General features: G+C 73.3%; 11 protein-coding genes. 9 read left to right on the plus strand and 2 right to left on the minus strand.

The features are described from left to right. Positions 1 to 134 precede the first annotated feature (134 nt). Complete coding sequence (locus SPI96_RS00105; protein ID WP_321080334.1) at positions 135 to 4583, plus strand: glycosyltransferase; 4449 nt, start codon at positions 135 to 137, stop codon at positions 4581 to 4583. A 106-nt stretch (positions 4584 to 4689) separates the two neighbouring features. On the opposite strand, the gene wecB is transcribed toward SPI96_RS00105, so the two are convergent. Continuing rightward, the gene (gene wecB / locus SPI96_RS00110) at positions 4690 to 5838 is read right to left on the minus strand and encodes a non-hydrolyzing UDP-N-acetylglucosamine 2-epimerase (RefSeq protein WP_321080335.1); all 1149 of its coding nucleotides are present in this window, start codon (positions 5836 to 5838) and stop codon (positions 4690 to 4692) included. Between the two features lie 205 nt (positions 5839 to 6043). Between wecB and SPI96_RS00115 the strand changes: the two genes are divergently transcribed. Further along, the gene (locus SPI96_RS00115) at positions 6044 to 6928 is read left to right on the plus strand and encodes an ABC transporter permease (RefSeq protein ID WP_321080336.1); all 885 of its coding nucleotides are present in this window, start codon (positions 6044 to 6046) and stop codon (positions 6926 to 6928) included. Then, on the plus strand, positions 6925 to 7791 hold the full coding sequence (locus SPI96_RS00120) for an ABC transporter ATP-binding protein (RefSeq protein WP_321080337.1): 867 nt from the start codon (positions 6925 to 6927) through the stop codon (positions 7789 to 7791). The genes SPI96_RS00115 and SPI96_RS00120 overlap by 4 nt, the downstream gene beginning before the upstream one ends. Positions 7792 to 7837: 46 nt before the next feature. Here the strand turns inward: SPI96_RS00120 and SPI96_RS00125 are convergent, their stop codons facing one another. After that, complete coding sequence (locus tag SPI96_RS00125) at positions 7838 to 9142, minus strand: MFS transporter (RefSeq protein ID WP_321080338.1); 1305 nt, start codon at positions 9140 to 9142, stop codon at positions 7838 to 7840. Positions 9143 to 9231: 89 nt separating this feature from the next. Between SPI96_RS00125 and ftsY the strand changes: the two genes are divergently transcribed. The 6 genes from ftsY (at position 9232) to rimM (ending at position 15314) form a co-directional block, all read left to right on the plus strand. Then, the gene (gene ftsY, locus SPI96_RS00130) at positions 9232 to 10458 is read left to right on the plus strand and encodes a signal recognition particle-docking protein FtsY (protein ID WP_414601878.1); all 1227 of its coding nucleotides are present in this window, start codon (positions 9232 to 9234) and stop codon (positions 10456 to 10458) included. Between the two features lie 235 nt (positions 10459 to 10693). Next, positions 10694 to 12016: an ammonium transporter gene (locus SPI96_RS00135; protein ID WP_321080339.1), complete on the plus strand. Its 1323-nt coding sequence runs from the start codon at positions 10694 to 10696 to the stop codon at positions 12014 to 12016. A gap of 132 nt (positions 12017 to 12148) precedes the next feature. Continuing rightward, positions 12149 to 13732 (plus strand): signal recognition particle protein, encoded by a 1584-nt coding sequence (gene ffh / locus SPI96_RS00140; RefSeq protein ID WP_321080340.1) that lies wholly within the window; start codon positions 12149 to 12151, stop codon positions 13730 to 13732. Between the two features lie 196 nt (positions 13733 to 13928). Continuing rightward, on the plus strand, positions 13929 to 14381 hold the full coding sequence (gene rpsP / locus SPI96_RS00145; protein WP_321080341.1) for a 30S ribosomal protein S16: 453 nt from the start codon (positions 13929 to 13931) through the stop codon (positions 14379 to 14381). Positions 14382 to 14383: 2 nt separating this feature from the next. Beyond that, positions 14384 to 14623 carry an RNA-binding protein gene (locus SPI96_RS00150; protein ID WP_321080456.1) on the plus strand — a complete coding sequence of 80 codons (240 nt, stop codon included), beginning with the start codon at positions 14384 to 14386 and terminating at the stop codon, positions 14621 to 14623. 97 nt (positions 14624 to 14720) lie between these two features. Then, complete coding sequence (gene rimM, locus SPI96_RS00155) at positions 14721 to 15314, plus strand: ribosome maturation factor RimM (RefSeq protein ID WP_321080342.1); 594 nt, start codon at positions 14721 to 14723, stop codon at positions 15312 to 15314. Positions 15315 to 15318: the final 4 nt, after the last annotated feature.

A 15318-nucleotide genomic window follows, 5' to 3' on the forward strand; every position in this document is an offset into this window, starting at 1 on the left:
GGGGGCCGGGGGCGGTCCCGGTCCCCCCCCGTCGCCGGGGGCGGGGGGGGGCCGCCGCCCCGGCGTTCGCCGCCGTCTGCCCACCCTTCCGCCGCGGACCCACCGACCCCCGCGGACCAGCATGAGGAGCATGAGTGCGACACCTTGATGAGACGGCCCTCTGGACGAGCCGGGCCACCAGCCTGATCGTCCGGCACCGGGACGGGACGGTCACGGTCCACGGCCTGGCCCCGGCCTGCCCGGCGGACCCCGATGGGGCCGAGCAGCCGTCCATCGTCGACGAGCAGCCCGCCCCCGATGTGGACGCAGCCCCCGCCCCGGAGGGCTCCTGGCGGCTGCGCCACCTGAACTCGGGCCTGCTGCGGGAGGTGCGCCGCCGGCTCTACCACGCCCGCCGTGCCCCGGCGCGTCAGGTGCGCGCCCGCCTGGCCTCGGCCGTGACCTCCTCCGGTCGCTGGACCGCACGGACCCGGGACCGGGTCCGCTCCCTGCTGACCTCGGCGCAGGACCGCCGGGCCTCGACCCCGGTGGAGTCCGAGCCCGCGGTGGCGCGTCCGTCCGGCCCCGCCGCCGGCGCCCCCTCCCTGGCTGAGCGGCGTGCCGCCTGGGCCGAGCAGGCGGACGCGGCAGCCCTGCTGCCCCTGATCAAGGCCCTCTATGACGACGGCGCCCTCAGGGAGCCGCGGGACCTGATCCTCGCGCACCCCGAGCTGGTGGCCGAGGGCAGCGCCGGCCAGCGTCGGCTCGCGGCGTCGATTGTGGAGCAGGCTCGCCTGCTGGACGCCCCGCCGGCGGTGCCCGCCCGCGGTGCTGGCCCGGCCCACCGCCCGGAGCGGGGCAGGATCCTCTACTGCGCCCACGGCGTGCACCCCTACCAGTCCAATGGCTACGCGATCCGCACGCGCGGGATCGTGGGGGGCCTGCGCGACGCCGGCCACGACGTCGTCGTCGCGGCACGCCCCGGCTTCCCCTGGGACGCGGCGTCCATCCGTCGGGCCCCGAAGAAGCACTCCTTCGCCCAGCTCGTGGACGGGATCGAGCACGTCTTCTCCTACGGGCCGTCCCTGAAGATGCAGGCGCTGGCCTCCTACCTGGAGACGGCGGTGGACGCGTACAGCGCGGTGATCGCCCGGCAGCGCCCCGAGCGGGTGCACGCCGCCTCCAACCACATCACCGCCCTCCCGGCGCTGATCGCGGCACGCCTGGCCGGGGTGCCCTTCACCTACGAGGTGCGTGGGTTCTGGGAGTACGGGCTGGCCGAGGGCCAGGAAGGTGTGCAGGAGCGCAGGGCCCTGGCCACCGTCCTCGAGGATCTCGTGATGGCCGAGGCGGACCACGTGTGCGTGCTGACCGCCGAGATGCGTGACGAGCTCGTCACGCGCGGGGTGCCCGCCGAGCGGCTCACCGTGACCCCCAACGGCGTGGACCCGGAGCAGTTCCAGCCGCTGCCGGCCGTGGGCGAGGTGCACCGCCGGCTCGGGCTGGACCCGGACCGGGCCGTCGTCGGCTACGTGGGCTCCTTCGTGGACTACGAGGGCCTGGACGATCTCGTCGAGGCCTGCCTGCGCCTGGCCGACGAGCGCGAGGACTTCCAGCTGGTGCTCGCCGGGGACGGGCCCGCGCTGCCGCGGATCCAGGAGACTCTGCGCGAGCGCGGCCAGGACCTCGAGCACCGCGTGCTCGGCCGGATCCCCGCGGACGACATCCCCGCCCTGCTGGCCGAGGTGGACATCGTGGCCTGCCCACGCGTGTCCACGCCCGTGACCCGCCTGGTGAGCCCGCTCAAGCCCCTGGAGGCACTGGCCTCCGGCATCCCCGTGGTGCTCTCCGACCTGCCCGTCCTCACGAGCCTGCGCGAGGAGTGCGGGGGAGCGGTGACCTTCCCCGCCGGTGACGTGGCCGCCCTCGCCGGTGTGCTCGGCGACCTGCTGGACGATCCGGAGCGCCGCGGCGAGCTGGGCCGGGCCGGCCGCGCCTGGGCCGTGCAACGGCGTCGCTGGGACGTGCTCGGGGCGCAGCTGGCCGAGGCCGTGCTGGCCGCCGGGGCGGACGTGGACGCGGCGGACACCCCGCAGGCCCGCCCGCTCGATCAGATCCGCGTGGGCCTGATCGCGGACACCTTCACCACCTCCACCCTGGCCCTGCAGACCCGGGTGACCGTGCTGGACCGTACCCGCTGGCGCGAGCAGCTGGACGCCGAGCCCCTGGACCTCGTGTTCGTGGAGTCGGCCTGGTCCGGCAACGACGGCCAGTGGACCCGCGGCGTCGGCCACTACTCGGACGAGGAGTCCGCGGACCTGCGCGCGCTGGTGGCGTCCTGCCGCGAGCGCGGCGTGCCGACGGTCTTCTGGAACAAGGAGGACCCGGTCCACTTCGCCCGGTTCATCGACAACGCGGCACTGTTCGACCTCGTGCTCACCACGGACAACCGGTCCATCCCGCGCTACCTGGCCCGCACCGAGCGGGGCCGGCAGCAGGTGGCCTCCTTGCCGTTCTTCGCGCATCCGGCCCTGCATCACCCCGTCACCGAGGCCCCGGCCGTCACGGACCGGCCCGTGATGTACGCCGGCTCCTACTACGGGGACCGCTACAAGGACCGCTCGGCGGTGCTGGAGATGCTCCTGGACGCGGCCCGCCCGCACGGGGTGACGATCTTCGACCGCCAGGCGGACCTGCCGGATTCGCCGTACCGGTTCCCGGAGGCGCTGCAGCCGTTCGTCGAGGGCGGCCTGCCGTACTCGGAGATGGTGCGGGCCTACCGGCGCTACCCGGTGCACGTGAACGTCAACTCGGTCACCGAGTCCGAGACGATGTTCTCCCGGCGCGTGGTGGAGATCGGCTGCTCCGGCGGTGTGGTGGCCTCCGGCCCCTCGGCTGCGGTCAACCACATGTTCCGCGGGCTTGTGCCGACCATCGGCCGCAAGGACGCCGCGGGGCGGGCGTTCGACGCCGTCCTGGCGGACCCGGAGCTGCGCAATGTGCAGGGCTGGAACCTGCGGCGCATGATCCGCCGCTCCCACACCCTCGAACACCGTCTGTTGCCGGTGCTGCGGCGGCTGGGCGTGCCGGTGAGGGCGACCGGGGACCCGTGCGTGCGCGTGCGCCTGACCGGGGACGCCGCCGGCGCGGACTGGACCGGTCTGGCCGCCCAGACCCTGCCTGTGGCGGAGGTCGTCGCCGAGGGGTCCGCCGTCGAGGCCCTGCAGGGCAGCGGAATCCGCGTGCTCTCCGCGGCCGAGGCCGCGTCCTCGAGCGCGGACGTCGAGATCGAGTGGACGGGGCAGGCGTTGGACCGCGTCGTCGTGGAGGACGTCGTGGAGGTCCTGGTCGACGCCGGCCTCGGCTCCGTCAGCCTGGACACCGCCGCCGTGACGGACCTGGGCACCCCCCTGGTCAGCACGGGCGCCCCCGAACCGGAGGCCCCGCTGGTGCGGGCCCGCCGCACCGGTGCGGACGGCCCCCATGCGGTGCTGCGCCGCGGCCTGCTGGCCGAGCGCATCCACGGGTCCGCCGTGGCCGCCGTCGAGACGGCGCCCCGGCCGCTGCGCGTAGTGGTCGCCGGGCACGACCTCAAGTTCGCCGGTGAGCTCATGGACCGGCTGCGCGCCGATGGCCACGAGGTGCGGGTGGACCAGTGGGCCTCCCACCAGGACCACGACGAGGAGGCCAGCACCGCCCTGCTCGAGTGGGCTGAGGTGGTCGTGTGTGAGTGGGGTCTGGGCAACGCGGTCTGGTACTCCACGCATGTGCGCCCGGAGCAGGGGCTGATCGTGCGGGTCCACTCGCAGGAGCTCTTCCGCCCCTGGCTCAGCCGCATGCGCCTGGCCGCCGTGGACCGGTTCGTGTACGTGGCTCCGCACATCCGCGACGCAGCCCGCCGGTTCCGCGGCGTCGGGGCCCGCCCGGATGAGGTCATCCCGAACATCGTCCGCCCCGGTGCCGGCCTGCCCCGGGACCCGGAGTCCCGGTTTGTGCTCGGTCTTGTGGGTGTGGTGCCCCGCGGCAAGCGCCTCGACCGCGCCCTGGACGTGCTCGCCCGCCTGCGTGCCCGGGACGAGCGCTTCACCCTGCGCGTCAAGGGGCGCATGCCCGCGGACTACCCGTGGATGCTCGCCAGGGCTGAGGAGATGGCCTTCTATGAGGAGCAGTGGCGCCGGATCGCTGAGGACCCGCACCTGGAGGGTGCCGTGCACCTGGACGGCTTCTCCTCTGATCGGGCCGAGCTCGAGCGCTGGTACGCCTCGATCGGCGTCGCCCTGTCCGTGTCGGACTTCGAGTCCTTCCACTTCACTGTGGCGGACGGGGCCATGAACGGCGCGGTCCCGGCCGTGCTCGCCTGGCCCGGCGCGGACCGGCTCTTCCCGGACACCTGGCTGCACGCCTCCACGGAGGCGATCGCCGAGGACGTCCTCGCTCTGGCGGACCCGGAGGTGTTCGCGGCCCGCTCCGCGCAGGCCGCAGCGGAGGTGGCCGAGCGCTTCGACGGCGCGGCGGTCCTGGACCGCTGGTCGGCGCTCGTGCGCGAGGTGGCCCCGCCTGAGCCCACACCGGAGCCGACCCCCGGTCCGGTCTCGGAGGGCTGAGCCCGCATCGCGGGACCGTACGACGACGGGGGGCGGGCCGGGAGATCCCTGGCCCGCCCCGTCGTCGTGGGGGAGCCCCGTGGTCGAGGCTCGGTGTCCTCCGAGATCAGGCGCCGCGGAACTCGGGCAGACGCTCGCCGACGCCGAGCAGCTGCGCGATGCCGGAGACGGTGCGCTCGGCGGCACGGCCGTCGCCGTAGGGGTTCACCGCGTTGGCCATGGCGGCGTGGGCGTCGGCGTCGTCGAGCAGGCGGGTGACCTCCTCGACCACACGGTCCTCGTCGGTGCCGATCAGGCGCACGGTGCCGGCGGAGACCGCCTCGGGGCGCTCGGTGTTCTCGCGCATCACGAGCACCGGCTTGCCGAGGGAGGGGGCCTCCTCCTGGACGCCGCCGGAGTCGGTGAGCACGACCTCGGCCAGGGAGAGCAGGTGGGTGAACTCGCCGTAGGCCAGCGGCTCGGTGACGAGCACGTTCTCCAGGCCCTCGAGGGCGGGCAGCACGGCCTCGCGCACCACGGGGTTGCGGTGGGCCGGCAGCACGAAGGTCACGTCCTGCTGGGCGCGGGCCAGTCGGGCCAGGGCCCGGCCGACGCCGCGCATCGCGTCGCCCTGGTTCTCGCGCCGGTGGGTGGTCACCAGCACGATCCGGCGCCCGGAGGAGGCGAGCTCGGCCAGGCGCGGGTCCTCGAAGGGCACCTGCGCGCGGACGGCCTCCAGGAGGGCGTCGATCACGGTGTTGCCGGTCACGTAGACGTCGGCCTCGGTGACGGCCTCGCGCAGCAGGTTGTCCCGGCTGACGGAGGTGGGGGCCAGGTGCAGGGCGGCCAGCTGGCTGGTGATCTTGCGGTTGGCCTCCTCCGGGAAGGGGGAGTGGATGTCGAACGAGCGCAGGCCGGCCTCGGCGTGCACCACGGGCACCCCGCGGTTGAAGGCGGCCACGGCCGCCGCGGTGGAGGTGGTGGTGTCGCCCTGGACCACGACGGCGTCCGGGGCCTCGCGCTCGAGGATCTCGTCGAGCCCGTCCAGGGTGCGGGCGAACACGCCGTTGAGGGTCTGGCGTGGCCGGATGATGTTCAGGTCGTGGTCCGGGACGATCCCGAAGAGCTCGTTGACCTGGTCCAGCATCTCCCGGTGCTGTCCGGTGACGGCCACGACGCACTCGAAGCGCTCATCGGCGGCGAGGGCCTTGACGATCGGGGCGACCTTGATGGCCTCCGGGCGGGTGCCGTAGACCGGCATCACTTTCTTCGGCATGCGAGCTCCTGGGGATCGAGGGGGCGGGCGCTGGTGCCTCGCCGCTGTCAGCCTAGTCGGGGGCGGCGGGAGGGGCGGGCCGGTGTGACGGTCTTGGCCGGTCCGCGGTCTTCGTATACTTGTGGGCAATCGGCGTGAGCCCCCGGGTCCGCCCGCAGCGACGTCGGCAGCACCAGAGCACCCGTCGACGGAGGCCAGCATCCCGATGCCCCACCCAACTGAGTCGGCCGCGAGCCAGCGCATCCCCGTGGACGTCTCGCGCCTGCAGCGCGTGGGGCGGCGCCCCTCGCTCGGGGAGTACCTGCAGCGCCTGTGGCGCTGCCGCCACTATCTGGCCTACGACGCCGGCGCCGGCGTCCAGGCCATGAACCGGGGCCACCGCCTCGGCAATGTGTGGCTGGTGCTGACACCCCTGCTGAACGGGGCCACGTACTTCCTGATCTTCGGTGTCCTGCTGCAGACCTCCCGGGGCGTGCCGAACTTCTTGGGCTACCTGACCATCGGGGTGTTCATGTTCACGTTCACCTCGCGGGTGGTCACCGCGATGTCCCGGGCCCTGACGGCCCGGCGCAATGTGGCCGATGCCTTCCAGCTGCCGCACGCCGTGCTGCCCATCGGGGCATTGCTGCGCGAGACCCTGATGTACGGGTTCACGCTGGCGGCCATGCTGTTCGTGATCCTCGTGATCCCCCCGCATGCGGAGCTGACGTGGCGGTGGCTGCTGTTCCCGGCCGTGGTGCTGCTGCAGGTCCTGCTGGTCACGGGCGTGGGCCTGGTACTGGCCCGCATGGTCTCCCGGGTCCGGGACATCGGCCAGCTCGTGGGCTTCCTGCTGCGCCTGTGGATGTACGGGTCCGCGGTGTTCTACTCGTTCGACAGGTTCGTGCACCACCCGCGGGTGCTCGCCGTGCTGGAGGCGAACCCGATGTACCAGGTCCTGGACCTCTCCCGCAGCCTGCTGCTGTACGGGCACACTCCCGCGCTGGGCACGTGGGCCTCGCTCACGGCCTGGGCGGTGGGCTCGTTCGTCGTAGGGATCCTCGTGATCTGGCAGGGCGAGGAGCGCTACGGACGGAACCTGCACCGATGAACCAGGATCCCGCCGCCTACGCCATCGTCGTCGACCGCGTCTCGATGACCTACCAGGTCCCCTCCACGGGGGACCGCGCCCTCGCCGACCTCCCCCGGGGCCGCCGGATGCTCGCCCGGGCCCTGCGCCGCCCGCCCCGGGTGGATGTGCACGCCCTGGACGAGGTGTCCCTCGTGGTCGAGCGCGGCCGCACGCTCGGGCTCGTGGGCCGCAACGGCTCGGGCAAGTCCACGCTCTCGAAGATCATCGCCGGCACCCTGATGCCCACTGCCGGCCGGGTGCTGACTGCCGGCAGCCCCATGCTGCTGGGCGTGAACGCCGCCCTCGTGCCGGCGATGTCGGGCCGGCAGAACATCGTGCTGGGCTGCCTGGCCTTGGGCATGCAGCGTGAGGAGGTCCGCCGCCGGCTGCCCGAGATCGCCGAGGCCACCGGGCTCGGTGACGCCGTGGACCTGCCGATCGAGACGTACTCCTCGGGCATGAGCGCCCGGCTGCGCTTCGCGATCGCCACGAGCCGGGACCCGGAGGTGCTCGTCATCGACGAGGCCCTCAACGTGGGCGACGCCCAGTTCCGGGCGCGGGCACGCGAGCGCATGCAGGAGCTCAAGCGCAACGCCGGTGCCGTGGTGCTCGTCAGCCATGACGACCGCACCATCCGCGACTCCGCCAACAAGGTGCTCTGGCTGGACCACGGGCGCCCCGTCATGGAGGGGCCCACGGCCCGTGTGATGGAGCGCTACGGCCGGTTCACCGCCCTGCTGGGCGAGCAGCGGATCGAGGCCGCCGAGGAGCTCCTCGAGGCCACCCGCGCCTCGTACCATCCGCGCGAGATCGTCCCGGCGACGGCGGCCGACGCCCCCTGAGCCCGCCTGCGCCTCCGCCCCGTCTGCGCCGGCGCAGGCACAGGCGTCACTCGACCGTGCGGTGCGGCTGACCGACCTCCTCCGGGGCCTGGATCCGCGGCAGCGAGCCGGTCCGAGGCCCGCCCGGAGCGATCGGCAGGTTCGTCTCCGGGGCCCGGCACCAGGCCAGGGCCCCGACGGCGAGCACCGCACCGGTGAGCGCGAACGCCCAGCCGTAGCCGCCGGCGTCGACCACCAGCCCCACCAGCAGGGGCCCGGCGATCGCCCCGAGGTCCCCGGCCATCTGTGCGGTGGACATCACCGGGCCGGCGCTGCGGCCCGGGCCCACCAGGTCCGCGATCGAGGCCTGCTGCGGGGCGTTCAGCGTGCCGGTGCCCGCCCCGGCCAGCATGCAGGCCAGCAGGAACGGCACCGGGTGGCCCAGCACGCCGAGCACCCCCGTGGCCAGGGCTGTGACTGTCAGCCCGGTGAGGATCAGCGGCTTGCGCCCGTGCACGTCCGACAGCCGCGAGCTGAAGGTCACCGCCACCACGTTGCCTGCGGCGAACAGGGACAGCGCCAGCCCCGCCATGAGCGGGCCCTCCAGTGTCCAGCCCAGCACCACGGTGCCGCCGAACGCGCTCGCGGCGAACAGGGGGGTCACGGAGTTGCGGACGCCGATCGTGGCCCAGCCGTTGGCGGCGAAGGAGACCAGTGCCGCCCGGTAGGCGCGGTGGTCCCAGGCCTCGCGCAGCGGCATGCTCGGCCGCGGGTCGGTCGAGGCGCGGTCTGCCCGGCGGGTCTCCCGCAGCAGTACGAACACCATCAGCGCGGCCAGGACCAGCGAGGAGCCGTAGATCAGGAACGGCACCCGGAAGCCGAACACGGACAGCGCCGAGCCCACGATCGGGCCGGCGATGTTGCCGATCAGGAACGCGGAGGCGTAGGCGCCCGAGACCCTGCCCCGCATGGTCGGCGGCGACTTGCGGGCGAGGAAGGCCATCGCGGAGACCGTGAAGAGGGTGGACCCGATCCCGCCGAGGGCGCGGAAGGCCAACAGTTGCCCGTAGGACTGCGCGAAGGCGATCAGGAACATGGAGGTCGCCACGATCAGCACGCCGGTCATGTACACGGGGGTCTCCCCGAGCCGGTTGGTCAACCGCCCGGACAGCGGGGCGAACAGCAGTCGGGTCAGGCCGAACGCGGAGACGACGGCGGCCACCGCCGTCGCCGAGGCGTTGAACGTGGTGGCGTACTGGGGCAGCAGGGGTGCGATGATCCCGAAGCCCATCGCGATCACGAACGCCGCGGCCACCAGCACGCGGATGTCGCGGGGGAGCGGGGGACGACGACGGCGGGACGCGGCGGACATGGCCCCATCCTCCCACCGGGGCCCGGTGGGCGCCGTCGGCCCGCGTCCGCGCCCGTGCGGCGTCCACCCCCTGTGCGAGACTGGACCCCGTGGATATCACCCTGATCATCGCCGTTGCCCTCGCCCTGCTGGTGGGTGCCGTCCTGGTCGGTCTGCTGGACCGCCCGGCCGGTCCGCCGAAGGGCACGTACACCGATCTGCGCGACGCCGACGACCCGGCGCCGGGCGCCGTGCCGGCCGGCACCGACTCCGGGGGGTCCCACGCCCTGGCGCCCGAGCGGGAGGAGGCGCCCGCCCCGCGCCACGCCGCCCCCGCGCCGGTCGAGCAGGTCGAGCCGGTCGAGGAGCCGGCGCAGCCCGTGCAGACCCGCCCCGAGCTCGAGCGCCCGGAGGCGGCCGGCACCCGGCTGCAGCGCCTGCGCGCCCGCCTGCTGAAGTCCAACAACGTCTTCGGCAACGCGCTGCTGTCCCTGCTCTCGCAGGACCGCATCGACGAGGACGTGTGGGACGAGATCGAGGAGACGCTGCTGCTGGCGGACCTCGGGACCGAGCCGACCATGGAGCTGGTGGACCGCCTCAAGGCCCGCGTGACCGTGGACGGCACCCGAGACCCGCAGCAGGTCCGCGCACTCCTGCGCGAGGAGCTGCTGGCCATGGTGGACCCCTCGATGGACCGCCGCCTGGCCGCCACCCGCAAGGGAGAGCTGCCCGCCGTCACGATGGTCGTGGGCGTCAACGGGGTGGGCAAGACCACCACCGTGGGCAAGCTGGCCCGCGTGCTCGTGGCCGAGGACCGCACCGTGGTGCTCGGCGCCGCGGACACCTTCCGCGCCGCCGCCTCCGAGCAGCTGGCCACGTGGGGCGCCCGGGTGGGGGTGGAGACGGTCCGCTCCCAGGCCGAGGGTGCAGACCCGGCCTCCGTGGCGTTCGAGGCCGTCAAGGTCGGCATCGAGAAAGAGGCCGACGTCGTCCTCGTGGACACCGCCGGCCGCCTGCAGAACAAGGCCAACCTGATGGACGAGCTGGGCAAGATCAAGCGCGTCATCGAGAAGCAGGCCGCCGTGGACGAGGTCCTGCTGGTCCTGGACGCCACCACCGGCCAGAACGGCCTGACCCAGGCCAAGGTCTTCGCGGAGGTCGTGGACGTCACCGGCATCGTGCTGACCAAGCTCGACGGCACCGCCAAGGGCGGCATCGTGGTGGCCATCCAGCGCCAGCTCGGCGTGCCGGTCAAGCTCATCGGCCTCGGCGAGGGCCCCGACGACCTCGCCCCCTTCTCCGCCGAGGGCTTCGTGGACGCACTCCTGGCCGAGTGAGCCCCCGGCCGGTCGATCCGGCCCCCACGGCCCCGGGCCGACCCCCACGGCCCCCGTCTCCGCTCCGGAGGCGGGGGTCCGTCGTCGTCTGCCCCGTGGTCGCCGCCGGCGCCGACCGGGGCGTTCACACAGCGGAAACACCCGGGCGCGCGTGAGGAAACATCGCCTCGGCAGACTCGGGGCCGACGCCCCGCCGCGCCGAGGCGGGACGCGCCGAGCGAGAGGATGGGCCACCATGCCAGCTGAACTCACACCTCTGGACGCCGGGGCGGTGTGGACGATGGTCTGCGCCGGCCTCGTGCTGTTCATGACCCCGGGCCTGGCCTTCTTCTACGGAGGCATGACCCGCGCGAAGGCCTCCGTGAACATGATGATGATGTCCTTCGTGGCCATGGGCCTGGTCGCGGTCGTCTGGGTCCTGTGGGGCTTCGCGATGACCGGCGGCGACGGCGTCCTCGGCGTCGTGGGCAACCCGTTCGCCGACCCGGGCCTGTACGGCGCGGTGGGCACCGCGGACATGGCCGGCATCGGCTTCAGCGCCACCTTCGCCATCATCTCCGTGGCCCTGATCTCCGGTGCGGTCGCCGACCGTGCCCGCTTCAGCACCTGGTGCCTCTTCGTGCCGGTCTGGACCACCCTCGTCTACTGCCCGATGGCCTTCATGGTCTGGGGCGGCGGCCTGCTCACCGCGGAAGGCGCGATCGGCGCGGCCGTGGGCGAGGCCGTGGACTTCGCCGGCGGGCTCGTGGTCCACACGGCGGCCGGCACCGCGGCCCTGGTTCTGGCGATCATGATGGGCAAGCGCCACGGCTTCGACGCCGACCCCCGGCACCGGCCGCACAACATCCCGTTCGTCATGCTCGGCATGACCGTCCTGTGGGTCGGCTGGTTCGGCTTCAACGGCGGCGCCGCCACGGACATCGAGACCGCCGGCCTGATCTGGGTCAACACCCTCGTCGCACCCGCAGCGGCCATGCTCGGCTGGATCATGGTGGAGCTGGCCCGTCACGGCCGCCCGACCTCCATCGGCACCGCCTCCGGCGTGGTCTCCGGCCTGGTGGCCATCACCCCGGCCTGCGCGTTCGTGGACCCGGTCGGCGCCCTGGTGATCGGTGCGGTCGCCGGCGTCGCCGCGGCCCTGGCCGTGAACCTGAAGTTCAAGCTCGGCTTCGACGACTCCCTGGACGTGGTGGGCGTGCACCTGGTGGCCGGCATCGTCGGCACGCTCATGATCGGCCTGTTCGGCCGCCCCGAGCTGCTCGCCGAGGAGGGCCGGGCCGGCCTGTTCCACGGCGGCGGGGGAGCCCTGCTGCTGAGCCAGTCCGTGGCCACCGTGTTCACCGTGGTGTTCACCGGCGTCGTGACCGCCCTGATCGCCCTCGGGCTGCGGGCCGCGATGGGCCTGCGCGTCTCCACGGAGGACGAGCTGCGCGGCGTGGACCAGGCCCTGCACTCGGAGTCCGCGTACGACTACGGCCTGGGCACCGCCTACGAGACCGACCCGGAGGACCGCCTGCCCGAGCAGCCCTCGGCCGGCACCGCGTCCGCTGTGCGCTGAGTCCGGAGTCGGACCGTCTGCGGCCCGGTTGCTAGGCTGGACCGACGCCGGCGCCGGCGGGCCCCGCACGGGGCCCGCCGAGCCCGGGCATCGTCCCAGCGATCTCCCCCTCCGCGAAGGATCCCAGCCGCCGTGTTCACCTCCCTGTCCGACCGCCTCACAGCCACGTTCCGCAGCCTCAAGGGCAAGGGGCGGCTCACCGAGGCGGACATCGACGCCACCGCGCGGGAGATCCGCCGCGCTCTGCTGGACGCCGACGTCGCCGTGCCCGTCGTCCGCCAGTTCATCGCGCAGGTCAAGGAACGCGCCCTCGGCGCGGAGGTCTCCCAGGCCCTGAACCCGGGCCAGCAGATCGTCAAGATCGTCAACGAGGAGCTCGTGACGATCCTCGGCGGGCAGACCCGCCACATCCGGCACGCTAAGACCGGCACCACCGTGATGATGCTCGTGGGTCTGCAGGGTGCGGGCAAGACCACCCTGGCCGGCAAGCTCGCCCACCTGCTCAAGACCCAGGGGCACACCCCGCTGCTCGTGGCCGCAGACCTGCAGCGCCCCAATGCGGTCACCCAGCTCCAGGTCACCGGCCAGCGCGCCGGCGTGCCCGTGTTCGCCCCGCACCCGGGCGTCGCCTCCGAGTTCGAGGCCCCCACGGGGGACCCGGTGCAGGTGGCCCGCGACGGCGTCGCCGAGGCCAACGCCCGCTACCACGACGTCGTCATCATCGACACCGCCGGCCGCCTCGGTGTGGACGCCGAGCTCATGCAGCAGGCCGCGGACATCCGCGCCGCCGTGAACCCGGATGAGGTCCTGTTCGTCATCGACTCGATGATCGGCCAGGACGCCGTCGCCACCGCCCAGGCCTTCAACGAGGGTGTGGGCTTCACCGGCGTGGTGCTCACCAAGCTCGACGGCGACGCCCGCGGCGGTGCGGCCCTGTCCGTCCGCCACGTCACCGGCAAGCCCATCATGTTCGCCTCCACCGGTGAGGGCCTGAAGGACTTCGAGGTCTTCCACCCGGACCGCATGGCCTCCCGCATCCTGGACATGGGCGATGTGCTCTCGCTCATCGAGCAGGCCGAGCAGAACTGGGACCGGGCCGAGGCCGAGAAGATGGCCCAGAAGTTCGCCGACCAGGAGGACTTCACCCTGGACGACTTCCTCGTCCAGATGAACCAGCTCAAGAAGATGGGCTCGCTCAAGAAGATGCTCATGATGATGCCCGGAGCCCAGGGCATGCGTCAGCAGCTCGAGCAGTTCGACGAGTCCTCGCTGGGCCGGGTGGAGGCGATCATCCAGTCGATGACCCCCCATGAGCGGGCCGCCCCGAAGATCATCAACGGCACCCGCCGGGCCCGCATCGCCAAGGGCTCCGGCTCGAGCGTGTCCCAGGTGAACGACCTGCTCACACGCTTCGCCGAGGCCCAGAAGATGATGAAGAAGCTCTCCGCCGGCGGCGGCTTCCCGGGGATGCCGGGCATGCCCGGGACGCCTGGCGGCCAGTCCCGCAAGGCCAAGGGCAAGGCCGCCAAGAAGAAGGTGAAGTCCGGCAACCCCGCCAAGGCGGCCGCCGAGCGTCGGGCCCTGGAGGAGCGCCAGGCGCGCTCGGGCCAGGGGGCCGCGTTCGGTCAGGGCGGCATGCCGGACCTCTCGGGCATCGACCCCTCGCAGCTGAACCTGCCGGCGGGCTTCGAGAAGTACCTCAACGGCGGCCGCTGAGCCCGTCTCCCAGAGGGCCGGCGCGCCGCGAGGTGCGGGGTGCCGGCCGATCTGGCAGAATGGCCCGGTACTGAGCGTGAGCCCGGACGACCCTCTATCCTCCGCGCGCTCCGTTCCGTCTCCCGGACGTCCGGTGCCCTGCCCCCACGCGGCGCCGCCGGCCGGACCCCAGACCCCCTGAAGGAGAACCACACCCGTGGCTGTCAAGATCCGTCTGAAGCGTTTCGGCAAGATCCGCGCCCCGTACTACCGCGTCGTCGTCGCCGACTCGCGCACCCGCCGCGATGGCCGTGCCATCGAGGAGATCGGCAAGTACCACCCCACCGAGGAGCCCTCGTTCATCGAGATCGACTCGGAGCGGGCCCAGTACTGGCTCTCCGTGGGTGCCCAGCCCACCGAGCAGGTCGCCGCCCTGCTGAAGATCACCGGCGACTGGCAGAAGTTCAAGGGCGAGGCCGGTGCCGAGGGCACCCTCAAGGCCAAGGCCGAGAAGGAGGCCTTCGTGGCCCCCGAGAAGGGCTCGGTCATCCTCCCCGAGGAGCCGAAGAAGGAGGAGGCCCCGGCCGAGTCCGAGGCCGCCGAGGCTGAGGCCGAGGGCGAGACCGCTGAGGCCGAGGCTCCCGCCGAGGACGCCGAGAAGTCCGAGTGACCATGCTGACCGAGGCCCTCGAGCACCTGGTGCGCGGCATCGTCGACCACCCGGACGCCGTCCGTGTGGACGCCCGCGCCCAGCGGCGCGGCGAGATGCTGGAGGTCCGTGTGGCCCCCGAGGACCTCGGTCGTGTGATCGGTCGGCAGGGACGCACCGCGTCCGCGCTGCGCACCGTCCTCGACGGCCTGGCCGGCCACCCCGTCCGCGTGGACGTGGTGGAGACCGACCGCGTGCGCTGACGCCGCCCTGCGCCTGACGACGGCCCGCCCCCTCCCGCTTCGGGACGGGCGCGGGCCGTCGCCGTCCCCCGTCCCGCCCGTCCTCCCAGGAGAGCCCATGACCCCCGCCCCGCACACCGACGCCGCGGACCTCGTCCGCGTCGCCCGCATCGGCAAGCCCCACGGCATCCGCGGGGAGGTGACCGTCCAGGTTTTCACGGACGACCCTGAGACCCGCTTCGCCCCCGGCGCCTCGCTCGTCCTGCGCGGTGGCCCGGCCGGAGCCCCCGCCGCCCTCACGGTGTCGCGGGCCCGCTGGAACAAGCAGATCCTCGTGGTCGCGTTCGCCGAGTCCCCGGACCGGAACACCGCCGAGACCCTGCGCGGGGCCCAGCTCTTCGCCGCCCCGCTCGAGGAGGTCGAGGACGACGAATGGTACGAGGACGACCTGCTCGACCTCGAGGTCCACGTGGACGGCGCCCGGGTGGGCGTCGTGACGGGCCTGGTCACCGGGGACGTGCAGGACCGCCTGCAGGTCCGTCTGGACGACGGCGGCGCCGAGGCCCTGGTGCCCTTCGTGGAGGAGATCGTCCCCGAGGTGGACGTCGAGGCCGGCGTCGTGACCCTCACCCCGCCGCCGGGGCTGCTGGAGCTCGCCGACGAGGACGCCTCCGCGCCTGCGGGCCGCCCGTCCGCCGAGCAGGAGGGCTGAGCCT

The sequence above is a fragment of the Micrococcus sp. genome, assembly GCF_034179925.1.
Classification (GTDB): Bacteria; Actinomycetota; Actinomycetes; order Actinomycetales; family Micrococcaceae; genus Micrococcus.